The organism is Saccharomonospora sp. NB11 (genome assembly GCF_015910535.1).
GTDB lineage: Bacteria > Actinomycetota > Actinomycetes > Mycobacteriales > Pseudonocardiaceae > Saccharomonospora.
In genome coordinates this window covers 76,265-97,220 of sequence record NZ_JACBJG010000004.1, presented here as the reverse complement: position 1 = coordinate 97,220, position 20,956 = coordinate 76,265, and the positions used below count along the sequence as shown (strand labels likewise).

General features: G+C 69.8%; 20 protein-coding genes. 16 read left to right on the top strand and 4 right to left on the bottom strand.

Annotation, left to right across the window (positions count from 1 at the left end; translation table 11 throughout):
- Positions 1-18: 18 nt before the first annotated feature.
- Complete coding sequence (locus JAV51_RS07195) at positions 19-1,347, bottom strand: MFS transporter (RefSeq protein ID WP_197319866.1); 1,329 nt, start codon at positions 1,345-1,347, stop codon at positions 19-21.
- 167 nt (positions 1,348-1,514) lie between these two features.
- Here JAV51_RS07195 and JAV51_RS07190 point away from each other — a divergent pair, with 167 nt between their 5' ends.
- The 5 genes from JAV51_RS07190 to JAV51_RS07170 all read left to right on the top strand — a co-directional run bounded on the left by JAV51_RS07190 (position 1,515) and on the right by JAV51_RS07170 (position 7,187).
- The gene (locus JAV51_RS07190) at positions 1,515-2,477 is read left to right on the top strand and encodes an MBL fold metallo-hydrolase (protein WP_197320116.1); all 963 of its coding nucleotides are present in this window, start codon (positions 1,515-1,517) and stop codon (positions 2,475-2,477) included.
- Between the two features lie 13 nt (positions 2,478-2,490).
- A complete protein-coding gene (locus JAV51_RS07185; protein ID WP_197319865.1) occupies positions 2,491-4,083 on the top strand; it encodes an FAD-dependent monooxygenase in 1,593 nt (530 codons plus the stop codon).
- Positions 4,084-4,198: 115 nt separating this feature from the next.
- On the top strand, positions 4,199-5,464 hold the full coding sequence (locus JAV51_RS07180) for a YeeE/YedE family protein (RefSeq protein ID WP_197320115.1): 1,266 nt from the start codon (positions 4,199-4,201) through the stop codon (positions 5,462-5,464).
- Positions 5,465-5,692: 228 nt separating this feature from the next.
- Positions 5,693-6,745 (top strand): sporulation protein, encoded by a 1,053-nt coding sequence (locus JAV51_RS07175; RefSeq protein ID WP_197319864.1) that lies wholly within the window; start codon positions 5,693-5,695, stop codon positions 6,743-6,745.
- Positions 6,746-6,842: 97 nt separating this feature from the next.
- Complete coding sequence (locus JAV51_RS07170; RefSeq protein ID WP_197319863.1) at positions 6,843-7,187, top strand: MmcQ/YjbR family DNA-binding protein; 345 nt, start codon at positions 6,843-6,845, stop codon at positions 7,185-7,187.
- 185 nt (positions 7,188-7,372) lie between these two features.
- On the opposite strand, the gene JAV51_RS07165 is transcribed toward JAV51_RS07170, so the two are convergent.
- Entirely contained in the window at positions 7,373-7,738 is a 366-nt protein-coding gene (locus JAV51_RS07165; RefSeq protein WP_197319862.1) for a LysR family transcriptional regulator, read from the bottom strand.
- Positions 7,739-8,440: 702 nt separating this feature from the next.
- Here JAV51_RS07165 and JAV51_RS07160 point away from each other — a divergent pair.
- Positions 8,441-9,466 carry a LuxR family transcriptional regulator gene (locus JAV51_RS07160; protein ID WP_197319861.1) on the top strand — a complete coding sequence of 342 codons (1,026 nt, stop codon included), beginning with the start codon at positions 8,441-8,443 and terminating at the stop codon, positions 9,464-9,466.
- Positions 9,467-9,758: 292 nt separating this feature from the next.
- On the opposite strand, the gene JAV51_RS07155 is transcribed toward JAV51_RS07160, so the two are convergent.
- Both JAV51_RS07155 and JAV51_RS07150 read right to left on the bottom strand, forming a co-directional pair.
- On the bottom strand, positions 9,759-10,280 hold the full coding sequence (locus JAV51_RS07155) for an N-acetyltransferase (protein ID WP_197319860.1): 522 nt from the start codon (positions 10,278-10,280) through the stop codon (positions 9,759-9,761).
- Between the two features lie 110 nt (positions 10,281-10,390).
- On the bottom strand, positions 10,391-11,635 hold the full coding sequence (locus tag JAV51_RS07150; RefSeq protein ID WP_197319859.1) for a C39 family peptidase: 1,245 nt from the start codon (positions 11,633-11,635) through the stop codon (positions 10,391-10,393).
- A 218-nt stretch (positions 11,636-11,853) separates the two neighbouring features.
- On the opposite strand from JAV51_RS07150, the gene htpG reads away from it, so the two are divergent.
- The 10 genes from htpG to JAV51_RS07100 all read left to right on the top strand — a co-directional run bounded on the left by htpG (position 11,854) and on the right by JAV51_RS07100 (position 20,950).
- Positions 11,854-13,731 (top strand): molecular chaperone HtpG, encoded by a 1,878-nt coding sequence (htpG, locus tag JAV51_RS07145; protein ID WP_231641615.1) that lies wholly within the window; start codon positions 11,854-11,856, stop codon positions 13,729-13,731.
- A 364-nt stretch (positions 13,732-14,095) separates the two neighbouring features.
- The gene (locus tag JAV51_RS07140) at positions 14,096-14,569 is read left to right on the top strand and encodes a MarR family transcriptional regulator (RefSeq protein WP_307845762.1); all 474 of its coding nucleotides are present in this window, start codon (positions 14,096-14,098) and stop codon (positions 14,567-14,569) included.
- Positions 14,570-14,914: 345 nt separating this feature from the next.
- Positions 14,915-15,610 (top strand): TetR/AcrR family transcriptional regulator, encoded by a 696-nt coding sequence (locus tag JAV51_RS07135; protein ID WP_231641568.1) that lies wholly within the window; start codon positions 14,915-14,917, stop codon positions 15,608-15,610.
- A 47-nt stretch (positions 15,611-15,657) separates the two neighbouring features.
- On the top strand, positions 15,658-16,128 hold the full coding sequence (locus JAV51_RS07130) for a MarR family winged helix-turn-helix transcriptional regulator (RefSeq protein WP_197320113.1): 471 nt from the start codon (positions 15,658-15,660) through the stop codon (positions 16,126-16,128).
- Between the two features lie 147 nt (positions 16,129-16,275).
- Positions 16,276-16,782, top strand: a complete 507-nt coding sequence (locus JAV51_RS07125; protein ID WP_197319857.1) for a hypothetical protein — start codon at positions 16,276-16,278, stop codon at positions 16,780-16,782.
- A gap of 50 nt (positions 16,783-16,832) precedes the next feature.
- Entirely contained in the window at positions 16,833-17,171 is a 339-nt protein-coding gene (locus JAV51_RS07120) for an antibiotic biosynthesis monooxygenase (RefSeq protein ID WP_197319856.1), read from the top strand.
- Positions 17,172-17,200: 29 nt separating this feature from the next.
- On the top strand, positions 17,201-17,959 hold the full coding sequence (locus JAV51_RS07115; RefSeq protein ID WP_197319855.1) for a SchA/CurD-like domain-containing protein: 759 nt from the start codon (positions 17,201-17,203) through the stop codon (positions 17,957-17,959).
- A 14-nt stretch (positions 17,960-17,973) separates the two neighbouring features.
- Entirely contained in the window at positions 17,974-18,450 is a 477-nt protein-coding gene (locus JAV51_RS07110) for a cupin domain-containing protein (RefSeq protein WP_197319854.1), read from the top strand.
- Entirely contained in the window at positions 18,447-19,715 is a 1,269-nt protein-coding gene (locus tag JAV51_RS07105; RefSeq protein WP_197319853.1) for a beta-ketoacyl synthase, read from the top strand. Before JAV51_RS07110 ends, JAV51_RS07105 begins: the two co-directional genes overlap by 4 nt.
- On the top strand, positions 19,712-20,950 hold the full coding sequence (locus JAV51_RS07100; RefSeq protein ID WP_197319852.1) for a beta-ketoacyl synthase N-terminal-like domain-containing protein: 1,239 nt from the start codon (positions 19,712-19,714) through the stop codon (positions 20,948-20,950). Before JAV51_RS07105 ends, JAV51_RS07100 begins: the two co-directional genes overlap by 4 nt.
- Positions 20,951-20,956 lie beyond the last annotated feature (6 nt).

Here is a 20,956-nt window from a genome sequence, read left to right as displayed (position 1 = left end):
GCGTGATCCGGAAACCCCTCACGAGCGCGGGGCGACGCCCAGGTCGCGTCCCTTCGGTTCCTTGATCGCCGTCACCCCGGCGAAGGACACCACGCACAGCACCATGATGTAGATGCCGACCGATCCCGACCAGCCGGTGTTCTGCATCAGCAGCTCCGCGATGGTCGGCGCGAACGCCCCACCGAGGATCGCGCCGAGCGCGTACCCGATCGACACGCCCGAGTAGCGCACCGACACCGGGAACAGCTCCGCGTACAGCGCCGACATCGGTCCGTAGGACAGTCCCAGCCCGATGGTGAGCACGAAGATGGCGGCCGCGAACACGACGATGCCGCCCGTGTCGATGAGCAAGAACATCGGCACCATCCACACGAACACCCAGGCGTAGCCGATCTGGAACGTCCTCACGCGACCGATGCGGTCGGACAGCGCACCTCCGTACAGTGTGAACACCAGCCAGCCGATCGAGGCGAACACCGTCGCGAGCAGCACCGACGGTCGGGACAGTCCCAGCTCGACGGTGCCGTAGGAGATGAAGTAGGCGATCACCAGATAGCCCGCGGCGTTGTTGGCGACGAACACCAGCGCCGTGAGCAGCACTTCCTTGGCGTTGTGGCGGAAGAGGTCGCGCAGCGGGGCGGAGGACTCCTGCCTGCGCCGGAGCATCTCCTCGAACACCGGGCTCTCCTCGACCGCCCGCCGGACGAGGTAGCCGATCACCACCAGCACCACCGACAGCAGGAACGGCACGCGCCAGCCCCACTCGTCGAACTCCTGCGGCGTCGTCACCGTCGTCATGAACCACAGCACGCCCGTGGCCAGGATGAGTCCGATCGGGACGCCGATCTGCGGGTACGCGCCGAAGAGCCCACGCCGATGCACCGGGGAGTGCTCCACCGCCATCAGCGCCGCGCCGCCCCATTCGCCGCCCGCCGAGAAGCCCTGCACGATCCGCAGCGCCATCAGCGCGACGGGAGCGGCGACACCGATGTCGGCGTACGTCGGCAGCAGGCCGATGAGGGCGGTCGCGGCACCCATCGTGACGAGGGTGAACACCAGCATCTTCTTGCGTCCCAGTCGGTCGCCGAAGCGTCCGGCGATGATGGCGCCGAGGGGACGGAAGAGGAAGCTGATGCCGATGGTGGCCAGCGACAGGACCGTCGCGAGGCCCGGGGAGTCGTCGCTGACGGGCGCGAAGAAGAGCGGTCCGAGCACCAGGCTCGCGGCCTGGGCGTAGATGAAGAAGTCGTACCACTCGATCGACGTGCCGGCGAGCGTGCTGAAGAGGACCTTGCGCTCCTCGGTCGACAGTGGTGGCCGTTCGGACGCCGGTGTCGGTGCGGCCATGGGAACTCCGTTCGGGGAACGCGGTGAGTGCGCAGATAGTAGGCACACGTTGCTCCTGACGCCAGCCCCCGGTGGCGACCGGACCGGGCACGGTCTTCCGTTCGGCCGATCCGCGATCTAGTCTCGGAAACCGAGTGATCAAGACGTTAACCATCGGAGGTGGCGTCGTGGGCCGGAAGGCGTTCGCCTCGTCCGCGGATCTGGACGACAAGGAACAGACGCTGGAGGTGCTGGCCGACGGCGTCTACGCGCTCACGGCGGAGGGCGACCCCAACGTCGGGGCGATCGAGGGGGAGGACTTCCTCGTCTGCTTCGAGGCCATGGCCACCCCGGTGGCCGCCCGGGAGTGGCTCGCCCGGCTGCGGGAGCACACCGACAAACCGGTGCGTTACCTCGTGTTGTCGCACTACCACGCGGTGCGGGTGCTCGGCGCGTCCGCCTTCGACGCCGAGCTGATCGTCGCGCACGAGAACACCCGTGCGCTGGTGGCCGAGCGAGGCCGCGAGGACTGGGAGAGCGAGTTCGCGCGGATGCCGCGGCTGGCCAAGGCGGCCGACAGCGTGCCGGGCCTGACCTGGCCGACGGTCACGTTCTCCGACCGGCTCACCATCGACCTCGGCGGCGACCGCGGAGAGCTCGTGCTCCAGCACTGTGGTCGGGGCCATACCGAGGGTGACATCGTCGCGTGGCTTCCCCGGCACCGCATCCTGTTCGCCGGCGACCTGGTGGAGGCCGAGGCCGCGTTGTACACGGGGGACGCGTTTCACCGAGAGTGGGCGTCCTCGACGTTGGACCGGGTCAAGGCCTTCGGCGCGGAGGCACTCGTCGGTGGCCGTGGCGCGGTGAGCCGTGGCAGGGAGGCCGTCGACGCCGCCGTCGAGCAGACCCGCGACTTCCTGCGCATCATGATCCGCGAGGTTGGCGCCGTGCACCACGGCGGCGGCACCCTGAAAGAGGCGTTCCGACGCACGCATGCCGCGCTGGCCCCGCGATACGGGCGGTGGCCGATCTTCGAGCACTGCCTGCCGTTCGACGTGTCCCGGCTCTGGGACGAGCTGTCCGGGATCGAACGGCCGGTGATCTGGACGGCCGAGCGCGACCGCGAGGTGTGGGAGCTGCTGCAGGACTGAGCCGACGGAGGCGATGGTTGTGCGAGACCGCAGCGTGGCGGTGATCGGCAACGGACCGGTGGGGCAGACGGCGGCGTTGTTGCTGGCCCGCCACGGCGTGCCGGTGACGTTGCTGGACGGGCGTCCTGCCCGGGACAAGGTCGGCTCGAAGGCGATCTGCCAGCAGCGCGACGTGCTCGACGTGTGGGAGTCGGTGGGCGCGGGACGGCGGATCGCCGACGAGGGACTCACGTGGTCGACCGCCCGCACCTACCATCGCGAGATCGAGTTGTTCGCTCTCACACTCCAGGACGCGAGCACGTCGGTCTTCCCGCCGTTCGTCAACATCTCCCAGTCGCGGGTCGAGGAAATCCTCGACGAGCGGATCGCGGCCCAGCCGCTGATCGACGTGCGCTGGAACCACCGTGTCGAGCGGATCGACCAGGACGCCACCGGCGTTCGTCTCGTCACCGACGACGGCGTGCGGATCACCGCCGACTACGCCCTCGCGTGCCCGGGCGCGCACTGCGAGGAGCTGCACCGCGCGCTGGGAGTGGTGTTCGAGGGGCATTCCTTCGACGACCGGTTCCTCATCTGCGACATCCGCGCCGACCTGCCCGGTTGGGCGCGGGAGCGGCGCTTCTACTTCGACCCGGTGTGGAATCCCGGCCGTCAGGTCCTCATCCATCCCTGCCCTGACTCGGTGTTCCGCATCGACTGGCAGGTGCCCGCCGACTACGACCTCACCGAGGAGGAGCGCAGTGGGGCGCTCGACGCGCGGATCAGGGCGATCGTGGGCGAGGCGGACTACGAGATCGTCTGGAAGTCGGTGTACCGCTTCCACTCCAGGGTGGCCGACCGCCTGCGTGTGGGACGGGTCCTGCTGGCCGGTGACTGCGCCCACCTGATGTCGCCGTTCGGGGCGCGCGGACTCAACTCGGGAGTGGCGGACGCGGAGAACGCGGCCTGGAAACTCGCGTACGTCCTGCGTGGTTGGGCCGACGACACGCTGCTCGACTCCTACCACGCCGAACGGCACGCGGCGGCCGTGGAGAACCTCGAAGTCACCACCGCCACGATGAACTTCCTCGTCCCGCACGACGAGGCGCAGCGCGCCCTGCGGGAGCGGGTGCTGGTCGGGGCGGCCACCGACCCCGCGCTGCGGGCGCGCGTGGACTCCGGTCGGTTCTCCGAACCGTTCTGGTACGTCCGGTCCCCGCTCACCACCCTCGACGACTCGCGGCCGTTCGCCGGTCGGCCGCCTCGGGGAACGGTGCCTCCGCCGGGCCCCGGCATCCTCGCGCCCGACGTGCGCGTGGGCGGCACCACCCGGCTGCGTGCGCTGCTGCGGGACGGGTTCTGCGTGCTCGCCACCGCCGGTGCCGAACTGCCCGACCCGTCGACACTGGGTCGGCCCGTGCGGGTGCTGCGGTTGCCGGACGTCGACCCCGACGGCGCGGTCGCGCGGGCCCTCGGCGCGAGGCCCGGCGAGTCGTGGCTCGTGCGACCCGACGCCTACGTGGCCGCGGTCGTGCGGGAACCCGCGGAGCTCGTGGCGGCGCTGGGTCGTGCACTGGGCGATCCGGCCTTGGCGCGACCGGCGCCACAGCCGACGACCTCGGCGTGACCACATCGTGGGAGCACTGCTCGGAGCGAACTAGTCTCGCCTCCGGCCAGATCGTTGGTCCCACACAACGGGAGCGTCCGTGTCCGATTCGTCCACCATCTCGTCCGGCACTTCGGTGCCGGCCACCTCGACCCTGCGTCGCGCGACCCTGCTGAGTTCGCCGACCTCCGTGGCCGCGCCACCGCCCGAACCGCTCGGGCGCGTGAACCGTGGTCCGTTGCTCGTCGCGGGCCTGCTGGCGGTCGCGCTGAGCTGGTACGTGTGGTCGGCGCACGGCGCCAAGTTCGGTGCCCTGCTCGTGATCGGGCTCTTCCTCGGGATCGCGCTGTTCCACTCGCGGTTCGGCTTCACCTCGGCGTGGCGTCAGTTGATCGCCGTCGGCAACGGCGAGGGGCTGCGTGCCCACACCCTGCTGTTGGGCACCGCGACCACCCTCATCGCGCTCGTGGTGGCCACCGGCTCCGGGCTCTTCGGTTCCACCCCGGCACCGTCCGCGGGGGCGATCGGGTTGCCGCTGTTCGTCGGGGCCGCCGTGTTCGCGATCGGCATGCAGCTCGGTGGGGCGTGTGCCTCGGGCACGTTGTTCGCGGTCGGCTCCGGGCAGTCGACGATCATGTTCACGCTGGGTGGCTTCGTCGTCGGGTCGGTGTTCTACACCTGGGCGTTCCCGGCGTTCGACGGCTGGCCGGAGGTGCCCGGTGTGCTGCTGGCCGACCACGTCGGTTGGTTCGGGAGCTGGGCGGTGACGATGGCCGCGCTCGCCGCCGTCGTGGTGGCGAGCCGGATGGTGCAGGCTCGGCGCAACCCGCCGCCCGCGGGGAGCGTGCCGTCGGCCCGCGGAGTCGCCCGGGTCGTGCGGGGCTCGTGGCCGAAGTGGGTCGGTGCGGTCGTGCTCGGCGTGCTCGCCGCCGCCGTGATGCTGGTTTCCGGAGGGATCTGGGGCGTCACCACGGCGTTCGCGCTGTGGGGTGCGAAGCTGCTGCAGCTTCTCGGGCTGCAGCCGGAGACGTGGGAGTTCTGGCAGTCCGACCGCTACGCCGAGATGCTCGCCAACCCCGTGCTCACCGAGAAGACGAGCCTCACCAACATCGGCATCATCCTGGGCGCCGCGGTCGCCGCCGCCGCGGCGGGCGGCTGGAAGCTGCACACGTCGATCCCGTGGCGCACCGCCGTGGGTGCCGTCCTCGGCGGCGTGCTGATGGGAGTGGGCGCCCGCTTGGCGGGAGGCTGCAACATCGGCGCTTACCTCGGCGGTATCTCCACGGGCAGCCTGCACGGCTGGTTGTGGGCGGTGTTCGCGCTCGCGGGCACCTGGGTCGGCCTGAAGTTGCGACCGCTGTTCGGACTCGGAGTGCCCAAGTCCTCCGACAGCGTGTGCTGACGCCCCCGCTGTCCGTCCTCGACATCCGTGCCGTCCGCCGGACACGGCATGCGCACGCGGGTGAGTAGCGAGCGGTGAAATCGCTGTCAAAACCGGCGAAACCACCGGAATCGCACGTGATCGTGACCATGATCATGAGTACGGGCGGTGACCTGAGGACCGTCGATATGCTGTGTGTCACATAGTTACGCAGAGTGAACGACTGGTCCTCAAGGAGGAGCCCCGTCCATGTTCAAACGATTGCTCGGCGCGTTCGGTGTCGGTGGTCCGTCCGTCGACACGGTGCTGGACACCCCGCACGTGATGCCCGGACAGGTCATCACCGGCCAGGTGCGCATCCAGGGTGGCAGTAGCGACGCCGAGATCGGCGCCATCGCGCTGTCTCTCGTCACCCGGGTCGAGGTCGAGCGTGGTGATCACGAGTTCAACGGCACCAGCGAGTTCCACCGCGTCGTCGTGGCGCAGGGTGTGCGCGTGCCCGCCGAGCAGCCCGTCACGGTGCCGTTCCAGCTCGACGTTCCGTGGGAGACGCCGATCACCGCCGTGGGCGGACATCGGCTGCCCGGGATGACGGTCGGTGTGCGCACCGAACTGGTGATCGCCGGAGCTCCGGACAAGGGCGATCTGGATCCCGTGGAGATCCACCCGCTGCCGTCGCAGAACGCCGTGCTCGACGCGTTCGGGGCGCTCGGATTCGTCTTCCAGAGCGCCGACGCGGAGGCGGGCCGGGTGGTCGGCGTGCCGCAGCAGCTCCCCTTCTACCAGGAGCTGGAGTTCTACCCGCCCGCGGCGTACTCGGGTCGGGTCAACCAGGTCGAGCTGACCTTCGTCACCACCCCGCATGAGCTCCACGTCGTGCTGGAAGCCGACAAGCGTGGGGGGCTCTTCCGCGAGGGCGGCGACACCTTCGGCCGCTTCATGGCCCCGCACGTCGAGGCGGAGCGTCAGGACTGGGCCGGTCTCATCGTCCAGTGGATGGACCAGGTCGCCGAACGCGCGGGTGGCTACGGCAACCCCGCCTTCGGTGGGCAGCCTGGCTCCTACGGCAACCCCGCTTTCGCCGGTCAGCCGCCGTACGGGCAACCCCCCTACGGGCAGCCGGGCCCCTACGGTCAGCCTCCGTACGGGCACCCGGGTGAGTACCACGAGGAACGCCGCGGCCCCGGGATGGGAGGCGTGATCGCCGGCGCGGCGGCCGGTGTGGTCGGTGGCATGGTGCTCGGCGAGGTTCTGGACGAGGTCTTCGACGACGACGCCGAGGAGATGGACTTCGAGGAGTGAGCTGTCAGGACGGATCACCGGCACGTCGCCCGGTGATCCGTCCTGCCGGGGGCGTCGCGGCACTGTTGTCGTCGGAGGTGCTCGTCAGAATCGCACCATGGGTGTGTCGGCAGAGGTGCTGCAGGAGATCCTCGACGGGCTCGCGGAAGTCGAGCGGAGTGCCGGGCGTGACTACACGGCCTACGGCGTGCGGGGAGTGCGGTTCGGTTATCACTGGCCGCGAACGGAGACCGTGGGGCTGAAGCAGACGTTGTCCGAGCAGGCGGCCTTGGTGGCCGAACGTCCCGAGGTCTTCGAGGTCCAGTTCACCGCAGGTGGCTTCGGCTGGGTGGTGGTGCACCTGCCGCGAATCGACCTCGACGAGCTGGAGGAGTTGGTCTACGAGGCGTGGCGGCTGTCCGCGCCGGTCGAGCTCACCGCGCGCCATCCCTTCGCCCGCTGACCCGAGGTGACGTGAACCGAGGCGTCCGTCGGCGCTTCGAACTGTTCGAAATGTTGTTGGGCCGGGTGCGTGTTCGCTGTCACCGTAGTGTTATGGGAGAGGGCTTCCGGCCGATGCACAGGGGACCGTGGGGTGTCCCCTGTGGCCGGTCGTGCCGAGGGGGCGGCGAGCCGACGCTCGCGGGACTAGCGTTCGGCGGGCTTGCGGGGGCGGCCGACCGTCGCGGTCCGGGCGACACCGCGCGCGGCGGGCACGCGATTACGAGGGGTGACGGGCCTGGCGCCGGAGGCGGGGTCATGGGCGTCGAAGGTCTGCTTGATGCTGTCGAAGAGGGTGACGACGGCCCTGGCCGCGGGGAGCAGCATCTGTCCCTGCGTCGTGAGCCGCGCACCGGTGGAGTCGCGAGTGAACAGCTTCGTACGGAGAGTGGTCTCCAGGCACTTGATCTGGTAGCTGATCGCGGGCTGCGAGTAGCCCAAGGCTTCGGCCGCCAGGTCCATCCGGCCGGCTTCGGCGATCGACACGAACGCACGGAACTGTCGCTCGTCCATAACCACTCCAAACTGTCGTGGGGTGCGGGCACTGTCGGGTGCCGCGAGATAGCAGGGAAGTAGCCCACGACCGGGTTGAACGGGACGTCGAGCAGGGGCCGTTGGTGGCGGCCCGCGGGGCTGGTCGGCGCGAGTCGTGCGCGCGCCGCGCATCGGTCGTCGGTCCCATCCCTCTGCTGTGTCCTGTCCCTTGAGGGGCCGGTCGCTGGCGGCACAAGGAAACCGCACAGGGTCACGATGAGGCCAGCGTTGCCGTTGGCCGGAAAAGGTCACAGGTTGTCAGGAACGGGACACATCCGACTTTCGTGCTGGTCCGAACGTTGCAATCTGCGAAACTGTCTCACATTGTGTGACGCAAACCGGGGTGACGCGGTCGTGGGGTGCCCTGCGGAGGAGACGCCGACTCGTTCGTCGGTCGCGGCGCCCCCGGCTTCCCGGCCGTGTGGTCACGGGGTGTAATCCATAAAGGAGGGTCCGTTCCTGGGATGACGCTCGGGTTTCGAGCGCGGGTGGGCACCGGCGTGGCTTTGGCCTAGACCATTCGCTCACCAGCCCGAGGACGCCGGCCGGTCCGCGCCGGGAATCCGCGCAGGGCACGAGAATGTGCCTGAATGGTCACGGTCGGAAAACGCGGGAACCAAGTGCCGTACTCGGACGTCGAAGCGGGCGTCGAGGCGTTCAGGCGACGACCGCAGGAGTTTCATGAGTGACGAGCACGGCTCGGACGACCATTCCGCCACCACGTGCCGCCACCTCACCCACGCCGGCATGGAGGTCTACCGTTTCCTGACCCGCGGCCCCGCCACGCTCGCCGAGTGTGTTGCCGCGACGGGACGCGCCCCCGAGACGGTGACGGAGGCCCTGGACTACCTCGCCGACGCGAGACTGGTGGAGCCGCAGGACGGCGAACCGCGACGATGGGTCGCGATGAGACCTCGGCTCGCGTTCGTGGACTTCCTGGCCCGGCTGCGGGCCGAGTACACGAAGCTCAGCGAACGCACGACGTCGTTGAGTGCCGTGCTGGACGAGCTGCAGGCGGCGATGCTCGCCGACACCGACCGCGAGCAGGCGACGCCCGGAATCGAGCGGATCCTCGCCTCGGACGGGTTGCAGGAGACACTGACCGAGCTGGTCGCCGGTGCTCGACACAGTGTGCGAGCCATGCATCCCACGGTGGCCTCGGACGACGCCGTCCGGGTGGACTTCTCGGCCGACCGCGCCCTGTACGAGCGGGGCATCGAGATCCGCTCCATCTATCCCCACACGGCCCGCAGGCAGCGGGAAGGGCTGAACTACCTGCGGCACGTGCAACAGATCGGCGGCCAGTGCCGGACCACGGTGTCGGTGCCGAGCCGCGTGGTGCTCGTCGACGACCTGGTGGCCGTCCTGCAGTCGCGGTCGTGTGTCGACGGTGTGCTGATCGCCCGGGACCCGAACATCGTGGCCTTCTTCGGCCAGTTCTTCGAGGACGCGTGGGACAGCGCCCTCCCGGTGTCGGAGTACGACTACGACGAGGACGTCTGGCGCGAGATCGAACTGCTGGTGCTGGTGGAGCTGAGCACCGGTCGGTCGGACGAGGCGATCGCGCGCAGACTCGACATCTCGACCCGCACGCTCCGGCGCTACATCACCGGCCTCTACGAGCGGTTCGGTGTCACCACCCGGTTCCAGCTCGGGGTGGCGGCTGCTCGCGCGGGAGTGCTGTCGGGTGAGCCGAAACTCGGCTGAGTGCGGAGCCGGGTGTGCTCGTTGCGCACCCTCCAGCAGTGATCGCAGGTAGCACGGGCCGGGTGATCGGGCTCGGCACGATGTGCCGGTGTCGCGTCAGTGGTCTGGACGAATTCACGACGACGCGGTCACCTCGGCGCTTCGTGGTGATCGACGTGCCGCACCGGCTGTGCGGGCTGCCCCGGCGCGATCGACCTCACGCGCCGGGCCCAGGCGGACGTCGCTCGCGTCGGGGAGTCACGACCCTCGGCGGGTGACGGCAGAGGCGGGTCCTCTCGACCGAGGTGCGCGGTCAGCGACTCTTGGTCAGCGCCGTGATGCCCGGCGGGGTGTCGGCGTCGGGGCGGACGACGTAGCCGGCGCGCTGGTACAAAGCGAGGTTGCGATGGCTGTGCACACCCGTGAACAGCGAGTACGTCGTCATCCTCGCCGGAGCCTGTCGTTCGGCGTAGTCCAGCAGCCAGCGCCCGAGTCCCTGCCCGGCCAGGTCGGGCGCGACCATGAGCCGGCCGATCTCCCAGGTGGTGCCCTCGGCGCGAGCGCGGACGGCCGCGACCAGACGTCCCTGCCTGCGGACACACCACGCCCGCCAGCGCGAGAGCCAGCCGGCCACCTCCTCGGTGGTCTCGTGCAACGCGGGGATGTCGAGGGTGTCGTTCGCAACGGCCTCCTGCACCCAACAGCACCGCTGGAGGACGAGCACCTCTGCGGCGTCGCCGTCGGTCATGGGTGTCAGAACGAGGTCGGGAAGGGGCGGCTCGTCGACGAGTGGAGACCTTTCCGCGGTGCTGTGGCCGAAGCCCGGTCGAGTCATCGGGTGATGATGTTCCCGGATGAGGAGCGCGTCAATCCCGAGAGGGGACGGGACGAGCCAGGCCGGGGCAGCCGCCGCGTGCGGCACCTGCCCCGACCGGGTCGGCGGGATCAGGGACGGATGATGTACGCGATGCCCCCGGGGCCGCCCGCGACGCCGCCGTCGGCGGTGTAGCGCTGGGTACGCTGCCACACGGTCTCGAACTGGTCGCGTCGGTAGACGTTGCGCACGCCCTCGTTGGTGTTCGACGCCGGGTCGTTGACGATCACGTCGCCGTCGTCGGTGAAACCGATCACCACCATGAGGTGCCCGTTGGTGCTGTACCCGGCGCCGTCCAGCTCGCTCTCCAGGAAGGACACCGACGTCACCACCGGAACACCCGCGGCGACGTAGTCCTCCAGTTCGGCGAGCGAGTGCAACCGCGTCACATGTCCGCGCAGCCCGTAGTGGGCGGCGTAGGCGGTGTTGAACGGCCAGTTGCCCGTGCCCTCGTAGGAGTAGTCGTAGGTGTGACGCGCGGCGTGGGCCACGGTCGGGTCCTCGTAGTCGTCGGGCAGCCACGACAGCTCGTCGGCGCTCGGTCCTCGGCCCCAGTACTCGACGACCATCTCGGTGGAGGTGGGGCTGCACCAGTTCTGCCCGCCTCCGCCGTACTCGGGGTAGTTCCCCGCGTGGCGGTTCTGCGCGTACCGGGGAACGGGCAGCTCGATGCCGCGAGCCGCGCCCGGCTCGGACGTCGGAACCGTGAACCGGTCGGGCACCGCCGACGTCATCGCTCCGAGCGCGCGGACCCGGGGCGTCGCCGAGGTGGAGTCGGTGCGGTGCAGGGTCACCCGCAGCCGGTAGGCCTCGAAGGTGACTCCGTCGGCCGCGGCGAGCGTGTCGACGTACACGGCGGCGTGCTCGTCACGCTGGCCCGCCACGGTGGTGCGCTCGATGTCGGTGTCGCCGAACGCCCACGTGCCGAGCACGTACCACGCCGTGTTCTCCCCGCTGTCGGTCCGCGCGGTGGTCTCGACGGTGATCCACGTGCCCTCCGGGGTGGTGGCATTCCAGGAGGCGATGAGTTCGGTCGCGCCGAAGCCCGGTTCGTACCACGGCGACGTCCAGCTCCCGTACTCCGTCCCGTCGTCGGCGGTCCTGGCCCGGGTGAGTCGCAGTCCGGTGCCGGTGGGGCGTACGCCCTCCGCCTCTCCGCCGCGGAACTCCGCCACGTCGTTCCACTCGTGATAGTCGATCTTCGCGGCGGGCGCGTCCCCCGAGCGGTCCGAGACGGGGCTCGTGGCGGACGCGGCAGGCGCCACCGTGGCCGCGAGAACGGTGGCAAGGGCTATCGAGAGCAGGCTCCGGCGCATGGCGAACGATTTTCACTGTGTTGATCAGTGATGTAAACCTCTGTCCGGGTGAGCGGGCCATGCTGCGTCCGGCGTATCCGCTCGCGAGATACTGCGGGATGCGGTCGCGCCACAGCGGCCGAATGCGATGACGGTTTTCCCGCGAGGAGACGTGAGTGACTGCTTCTCAGATCGAGACGCACGAGTTCCAGGCGGAAGCGCGCCAGCTCCTGCAGTTGATGGTTCACTCCATCTACTCGAACAAGGACATCTTCCTGCGTGAGCTGATCTCGAACGCGTCCGACGCGTTGGACAAGCTTCGACTGGAGTCGTTCCGCGACAAGAGTCTCGTCGACGCCGGTGGGATCGACCTCGACGACCTGCACATCGATCTCGAGGTCGACCGGGCCGCGCGCACCCTCACCGTCCGCGACAACGGCATCGGCATGTCGCGGGACGAGGTCGTGAAGCTCATCGGCACGATCGCCAAGTCGGGGACGGCCGAGCTGATCGCACAACTGCGCGAGGCGAAGAAGTCGGCCGACGCGGAGCTGATCGGGCAGTTCGGTGTCGGCTTCTACTCGGCGTTCATGGTCGCCGACACGGTCACGCTCGTGACACGACGGGCGGGCCAGTCGGAGGTCACCCGGTGGTCCTCCGACGGCAGCGGCACGTACACGGTCGAGACCCTCGACGAGCCGGACACCCCGGTCGGTACCGCGATCACGCTGCACCTCAAGCCCGAGGACACCGAGGACCAGCTTCACGACTACACCGCGGAGAGCGTGCTCCGCGACCTGGTCCGTCGCTACTCCGACTTCGTCACCTGGCCGATCCGACTGCGCACGGAGAAGACCGAGGACGGCAAGACCACCCACGAGTGGGAGACGATCAACTCCCGCAAGGCGCTGTGGGCGCGGCCGAAGGGCGAGGTCTCCGACGAGGAGTACCGGGAGTTCTACAAGCACATCAGCCACGACTGGCTCGACCCGCTGCGCACGATCACCGTGAAGGCGGAAGGGACATTCGAGTACCAGGCGTTGCTGTTCCTGCCGTCGCGGGCGCCGATGGACCTGTACTACCGCGACGCGAAGCGCGGCGTGCAGCTCTACGTCAAGCGCGTGTTCATCATGGACAACTGCGAGGCGCTGATCCCCGACTACCTGCGCTTCGTCAAGGGTGTCGTCGACGCGGCGGACCTGTCGCTCAACGTCTCGCGCGAGATCCTGCAGCAGGACCGGCAGATCCAGCTCATGCGACGCCGTCTGGTGAAGAAGGTGCTGGGCGCGGTCAAGGAGATGATGACCGACGACCGGGGCCGCTACGACACCTTCTGGCGGGAGTTCGGTCGGGTCGTCAAGGAGGGGCTCGTCGAGGACGCCGACAACCGCAAGGCCATCCTCGACATCGCCTCCTTCGCCTCGACCCACTCGGCCGACGAGCTCACGACGCTGCGTGAGTACGTGGAGCGGGCGAAGGACGACCAGAAGCACATCTACTACCTGACGGGTGCCTCGCGGTCGGTGGTCGAGAACTCCCCGCACATGGAGGCCTTCCGGGCCCGGGGCCTGGAGGTGCTCGTCCTCACCGACCCCATCGACGAGTTCTGGGTCGAGCAGGTCGGGGAGTACGAGGGCAAGACGTTCACCTCGATTGCCAAGGGGCAGGTCGACCTCGACGACACCGATGGCGACGGCAAGGACGGCAAGGACGGGGAGTCCGCCGACAAGGCCGACCACAGCAGCTTCGACGGGCTGCGGGAGTGGCTCGCCACGACGCTGTCGGACCACGTCAAGGAGGTCCGTCTGTCGAACCGGCTCGTCACGTCACCGGCGTGTCTCGTCGGCGACACCTACGACCTGCCGCCCGCGCTGGCGAAGATGTACCAGCAGGCGGGCCAGGAGGTGCCGGTGGCCAAGCGCATCCTGGAGCTCAACCCCGACCACGCGCTCGTGACGGGACTGCGGGACGCCCGACAGTCCGGTGCCGACGAGACGGCGCTGAAGGAGACCGCGGAACTGCTCTACGGGATGGCGTTGCTGGCCGAGGGCAGCGAGCTGCCGGACCCGCAGCGCTTCACCACGGTGCTGGCCAACAGGTTGGCCGGTTCGCTGTAGCGGAACCTCTCGACGGCCGGTGTCTCGACGCGGGGCACCGGCCGTCGTCGTGTTCGGACGACCCTGGCACTACGTCCGTAGTGTCAGGGTGAGCGAGACGAGAGCGAGCCGTTTCGAACCACGCGGCTCGACCGGTCACTCTGGACGGTCGAGACCGCCTCTCACGTGCCACGAAGGTGGCACGCTGACTTGACGACCATGCTCGACGCGTCGAAGCTGTTGCCCGACCGTTCGGAGGGCGCAGTGACTGATCGCGACACCGGTGACCGGCCGTGCCGTCGGGGAATCGGGGTCGAGGGTCCGTGCCCGGTGCTCTGCGGCGGTGACGCCGCGGGCCGTGCGGTCGGCACGGCCGGGAGGGTTCGTGAAGCGGGATAGCGGCGTGGAGACGTCCTACGGCCGGTACGCGCCGGTGCGCGAGCGCGGTGGCGTGCACCTCGCCGAGACCGCGCTCTACTGGATCGTGCTCGTGGCTCGTCAGCGCCGGACCGAACTGGCCAGGGACCTCGCCGCGCTCGGGATGTACAGCGGTCAGGAACAGGTGTTGTTGCAGCAGTGGGACGAGCGCGGGTTCACGCAGGCCGAACTGGTCGAGCGGGTGCAGGCGGCGCCCGCGACGGTCACCCGCATGTTGCAGCGGATGGAGCGAGCCGGTTTCCTGCGCCGGCAGCGCCACCCCGGTCAGCGGGGAAGCCGGGTCTATCTCACCGAGCGGGGGTGGGAGGCGCGCTCGACGGTGGAGGATCTCTGGCTGCGGGCGGAGGAGCGGCTCGTGGCGAACCTGAGCGGTTCCGAGTACGCCGCCTTGCGGGCGCTGCTCATGAAGATGGGTGATTGACGCGAACGGTGTCTGTGAACGGTATTCGCTTCCGGTTGCGGTTCGGATTCTCATTTAGCTGGCTAAATAGATCCGCGCGGGCGTGGTTATACTCGTTCTCCGTCTTTGGGCGTTCGGTCGGTTCCGGACTCCGGAACGCGAATGACACCGGAAGTGAATTCGTGTTCCGGTCCGGCGGAGTTTTCTCCGTCGGCGGTTTTCGTTATACGGGCAAGGGGGACGCACGTCATGGTCTCGATGCAGTGTCGCGCCGTCGGGGAGGCGGCGCGGGTGCCCGGGTGTGACCGCCCGGACAGCCGGGGGGTCCGGACTCGCGCGTGGCGACACGTCGGTGAGGTGGTCTGAATGGAGTCGACCCCCTTCGAACGGTCCGCATCGGACGGTCCGGCACCGGGTGCCCACGCGAGCGTCGACGCGCACCGGCGCAATCCGGGCAGGCCGCGCAGCGAGCGAGCCAGCCGGGCGATCATCCGCGCGGCGCTGGAGCTGTTGCAGGAGGGCGTGTCGGTGGACGCCCTGTCCGTGGAGGCGGTCGCCGCGAGGGCGGGCGTCGGCAAGGCCACCCTCTACCGGCGCTGGCCCAACAAGGAGGCGGTGCTGCTCGACGCACTCGAATCACTGGCCGAGCCGCTCTCCCGCGTGGAGGGTGGCGACGTGCGCCAGGACGTGACCCTGGCGGTGGAGGAACTCTGTCGCTGGGTCGCGGAGTCGCGGTCGGCTCGGCTGCTGCCACGGCTGATGAGCGCGCCGACGTTGTACGGCCACTACGTCCGGCTGGTCGTCGACCCGCGCATCGCGGCGGTCAGGGAGGTGCTGGCCCGGGGCGTGCGCCGCGGGGCGCTCACCGACGACAGTGACGTGGACACGCTGTCGACGGCCCTGGTGGGCGCGGTGCTCTCGCGTGTGGTGCTGGGCGAGGCGACGCCGGACCAGCGGCACGGCGAACAGGCAGCACGCATCGTCGACCACGTGCTCGCCGGGCATCTCACCGAGGAGCGGGCCGAGGAACGGGTCGAGGAGCGGGTCGAGGAGCGGGACTGACCCGCTGTCGATCAACGACGTTCTCCGACGGTCATGTGATCAGTAGCATGCTGCTCGTGCGCCATCGAACGGACAGCTTCCTCGCGCGGATGACTCTCGTGTCGCGGCGGTTGCGCAGTGAGGCGGGACGGCGGCTCGCGCAGCACGGGGTGCACGCCGGGCAGGAATCCGTACTGGCGTGTCTGTGGGAGCGTGACGGCTTGACGCCGACCGAGATCGCGACACGGGTCTCGGTCGAGGCGCCGACCGTGACGCGCGCGGTGCGGCGGATGACCGACGCGGGGCTGGTCCGGGTGGACAGTGACGACGAGGACGGCCGTCGGGTGCGGGTGTGGCTGACGCGCCGCGGGCGGGCTCTGCGGGAGGTCGTCCCGGACGTCGTCGATCGCTTGGAGGCCGACGCGCTGACGTTGCTGTCGGAGGCCGAGCGGGTCCGCCTGCTCGACATGTTGGCGCGTGTCGAGAAAGCCCTCACGTCGGAGTCGGAATCGAATTCGGATTCCCGGTTCGAACGCTGAGTCCTATCATTCGAAACGGGTCGTCGTCGTTTTTGGTGATGCGATTCGTCCCGGTTCCGTTCGCAATTCCGGTCAACCGTTTTCCGTATTGACATCCGAATTCCGAATACGCGAGCCTGGTGCGGAAATAACGGCGAGGGGATCACGATGACTCGCGTGGTGATTGTTTTCTCGGGTGAGGGTGTCGAATCCACCGTGGCTGCCCTGCGCACTGGGGCGGCGGCGGAGGGCGCCGGAATCCGCCTGCGTCGGCTGCCGGGTGGCGGCGGGGCGCTCGACGAGGTGCTTGAGGCGATCGTGTGGGCCGACGGGGTCGCGCTGGTCGGGGACGTCCGGAGTGACCAGGACGACCCCGCCGGGCAGCCGATCCGGCGGTTGCTCGACGCGGGGGCGGCGCGGCGGGAGCGACTCCTGCTCGACCGCACGGTCGTGGTCGTGCGCACCGTCGGGGCCCGACCGACACCGGAGCTGTTGCGCGGGGTGTTCTCGTGGGACTGCCTGCTCCTCGCGAGCCCGTCGCTGTGGCCGTCGGCGGACGCGTCCGGCCGGGCGGCCGGTGACGCCGTCGCGGACGAGGTCCTCGGTCGCCGCCTCGCCCGCCTCGCCGGAGCCCTGCGTTCGGCGGCCCACCCCACCCTGCGCCGCGCCGGGTGAGCCGGACGACGTGTCCGACACCGGCCCGAGACGAACCGAAGAGGAGTCCGATGACCACAGCCGGCTACCGCGTCGTCTTCCTGCTCACCCTCGAACCGGGGATGGAGCAGACGTTTTTGAACGCCTACGAGGCCGTGCGGTGGGCCGTGGCGAGCGTGCCCGGCCACCTGGGCGACCAGCTCTGCCAGTCGACCGACGACCCGTCCGACTGGTTGCTCACCAGCCAGTGGCGGAGCGCGGAGGACTTCCTGGCCTGGGAGAGCACCCAGGAACACCGGGCGCTGGCCGCGCCGCTGATGGCGGCCGTCTCACGGCGGCGTTCCCTGCGCTACGTGGTGCACCGAGAGACCGTCCGGCACGACGCGGAGTCCGCCCCGACCGAATCCTGACCACTCGTGCTGATCCGAGAGGAAGAACGATGGAACGACATGCCCTGACCTTCCCGGTCAAACCGGGAAGCGTGGACGCGGTCCGCCAAGTGCTCTCGGAGTACCCGCGCCCGCAGACCGAGATCGGCAACGGTTGTCGACTGCTCGCGACGTCGGTGTTCCTGTGGCAGAACCACGTCGTCCGGGTGATCGATGTGGACGGACCGTTGCCGCTGGTGATGCGGCACCTTGCGAACGACCCCGCGATCCGGGCGACCGAGGAGAAGCTCAACCCGCTGCTGGTCCGACCACGCGACTTCAGCGATCCCGAGTCGGTGGGCTGGTTCTTCCGGCGGGCCATGATGACCCGGGTGGTGCACCACGAGGCGATGCCGGCGCCGGGTGCGCCGGTGCGACGAACCCGCGTGGCGTTCCGGTACCCGGTGCGTGCGGGACGCGGTGAGGCGGCGGCGCGCATCTTCGCGTGGGGCCAGTCGCTGCCATTGGGGGCTGCTCTGCGTACGGGCCTGACGGGGACGACGGTGTTCCGGCACGGCGACTTCGTCGTGCGCGTCCTCGACGTCGAGGGGGACGCCGACGAGGCGATCGACCGCCTCGGCCCCACTGTCGTCGGCGGTCCCACCGCCGCGGCGCTGACCGAGCTGCTGGAGCCGGGCTGGAACCTCGCCACGGCCGCCGGTCGCGCGAAGTTTCTCGCCGAATCGCGCCTGACCCTCGTGACCCATCGCGAGGCCGACGGCGCGGCGAGAGGCACCGATCTCGGTGCCGACTTTCCGTCGTCGAGTTGAGCGTGGGAGGCATCATGGTGGACGCGGTCGAGACCTCCGTCGAGGCAGGGCCTGCTCCGATACACGAACGCCCAGCCGACCGCCCGCTGGTCCGAGTGCACGAGTCGGAGATCCCCGCCGACCGCCGTCGGGGCGCTGAGATCCGGACGTTGCTCAGCCCCCGCAACGCGAAGTCGGTCTCGGGTTTCCTCGGCGTGGCGCGGTTGCAGCCGGGGGAGAGCATCGCCGAGCACTACCACCCCTACTCCGAGGAGTTCCTCTACGTCGCCGACGGCGAGGTGACCGTGGATCTCGACGGGGACCCGTGGCGCCTGGAGACCGAGGCCGCGCTGCTCGTCCCGCCGGGCACCCGGCATCGACTGCGCAACGAGGGCGACACACCCGCCCGCGTGGTGTTCCAGCTCGGTCCCCTCGCGCCCCGCCCCGACCTCGGTCACGTGGACACCGAGACCGCTGCCTCACCGGGTCCGGACCTCGGGGGTGACAGATGACGCGCCGGGTCGCCGTCACCGGGCTCGGTGTCGTGGCTCCCGGCGGCATCGGGGTCAAGGCGTTCTGGGACCTGCTGACATCCGGGACCACTGCCACGAGGGGGATCACGTTGTTCGACCCCCAGGGCTTCCGCTCCCGGATCGCGGCGGAGTGCGACTTCGACCCGACAGCCGAGGGGTTGAGTCCGACGGACATCGCCCGCCTCGACCGCCACGTGCAGTTCGCGCTCGTGGCGGCGAGAGAGGCGGTGGACGACTCGGGACTCGAACTCGGTCCGCTGAACCCGTGGCGCCTCGGCGTGAGCATGGGAACGGCCGTGGGCTCGACGATCCGGCTGGAGGAGGGCTACGTCGAGGTCTCCGGCGGGGGAGCCGAGTGGCTCGTCGATCCCAGCCGCGCCGACCCGTACCTGTACCACGCGCTGGTGCCGAGCACACTGGCCGCGGAGATCGCCGACGCCCACGGGGCACGTGGTCCGGTCCGCACGATCTCCACCGGGTGCACCTCCGGGCTCGACGCCGTCGGTTACGGGGCGATGGCCATCGAGGAGGGCGCCGCCGACGTGGTGATCGCGGGGGCGTCCGACGCGCCGATCTCGCCGATCACGGTCGCCTGTTTCGACGCGATCCGGGCCACCAGCACGCGCAACGACGAACCGGAACGCGCGAGCAGGCCGTTCGACGCCCAGCGCGACGGCTTCGTGCTCGGGGAGGGCGCGGCGGTGCTGGTACTGGAGGATCTCGATCACGCCCGCAAACGAGGCGCAAGGGTGTATTGCGAGGTCGCCGGGTTCGCCACGTTCGCCAACGCCCATCACATGACCGGCCTGACCACCGAGGGCATCGAGATGGCCAGGGCGATCACGACGGCGCTGGACTCGGCGAAGGCGGCACCGTCCGAGGTCGGCTACGTCAACGCGCACGGGTCGAGCACGAAGCAGAACGACCGGCACGAGACGGCGGCGGTCAAACGCAGCCTCGGCGACCACGCCTACCGCACGCCGATGAGTTCGATCAAATCCATGATCGGGCACTCGCTCGGCGCGATCGGCAGTCTCGAACTGGTCGCGTGTGTGCTGGCCCTCGACACCAGCGTGCTGCCTCCGACCGCGAACTACGAGTACCGGGACCCGGAGTGCGATCTGGACTACGTGCCGGTACAGGCACGGGAGCAGGGTGTGGACCTCGTGCTGAGCGTGGGCAGCGGGTTCGGCGGCTTCCAGTCGGCCGTGGTGCTGGACACGGCGGGACGGAGGGCGCGATGACCGACGTGGTGGTCACGGGCGTCGGCGTGGTGGCGCCGACCGGGCTCGACACGGAGACGTTCTGGCGGTCCGCGCTGGCCGGAGAGAGCGGAGTCCGCCGCATCAGCCGCTTCGACTCCCGTCGGTACCCGGTGCGCTACGCCGGGGAGGTCGCGAACTTCGATCCGTCTGCCGTGCTCGACCCGCGCATCGTGGTGCAGACCGACCTGTGGACCCAGTTCGCCCTCGACGGCACCCGGCAGGCGCTGGAGTCGGCGGCGCTCGACCCGAGGGCACTCGACAGCTTCGACGTCGGTGTCACCACGTCGGCGAGTTCGGGCGGCAACGCGTTCGGACAGCGGGAGATCGAGGCACTCTGGGCACACGGGCCGCGTCACGTCGGCCCGTACCAGTCCATCGCCTGGTTCTACGCGGCCTCGACGGGACAGATCTCCATCGGCAACACGATGCGGGGCCCGTGTGCGGTGGTGAGCAGCGAGTCGTCGGGCGGACTCGACGCGCTCGCGCACGCCCGCCGCGCCGTCCGGCAGGGCTGCCGCGTGCAGATCTGCGGCGGCACCGAGGCGCCGGTGAGCCCGTACGCCCTGACCTGTCAGTTGCGGTCCGGCCTGCTCAGCGAGCGTGACTCGCCGACGGCGTACCGGCCGTTCGCCCACGACGCCTGCGGCTACGTGCCCGGGGAAGGGGGAGCGGTGCTCGTGCTGGAGGACGCCGCTCACGCGCAGGCCCGGGGTGTCCGTCCGCTCGCCGTGGTGGCCGGACACGCCGCCACCTTCACCGGATCGCAGTCCACGACGGACGGTGAGTACTGGACACGGGCGGCGGAGGCGCTCGCGGTGGCCATCCGGCTCGCGCTCACCGACGCGCACGTCGGCGCTGCCGAGATCGACGCCGTGTTCGCCGACGGCATGGGGGTGCCGTCGGCGGACCGTGCCGAGATCAGGGCGCTGCGGCAGGTGCTCGGTCCGTCGTTCGACCGGGTGCCGGTGACGGCCGTGTCGGCGGGACTCGGTCGTGCCTACTCGGCGGCGGGCACGTTCGCCAGTGCCGCCGCGACGCTCGCCCTGCGCGACGGCCTCGTGCCGCCGACGCCAGGGCTCACCGGTCACGACGTCGCCGTCGACGCCGACGTCGTGACCGGCGCACCACGGCGAGGACGGTTGCGCAACGTGCTGGTGCTCGCGCGCGGGTTCGGCGGGTTCAGCTCGGCACTCGTACTCGGCTCGATCAGGTAATCCGAC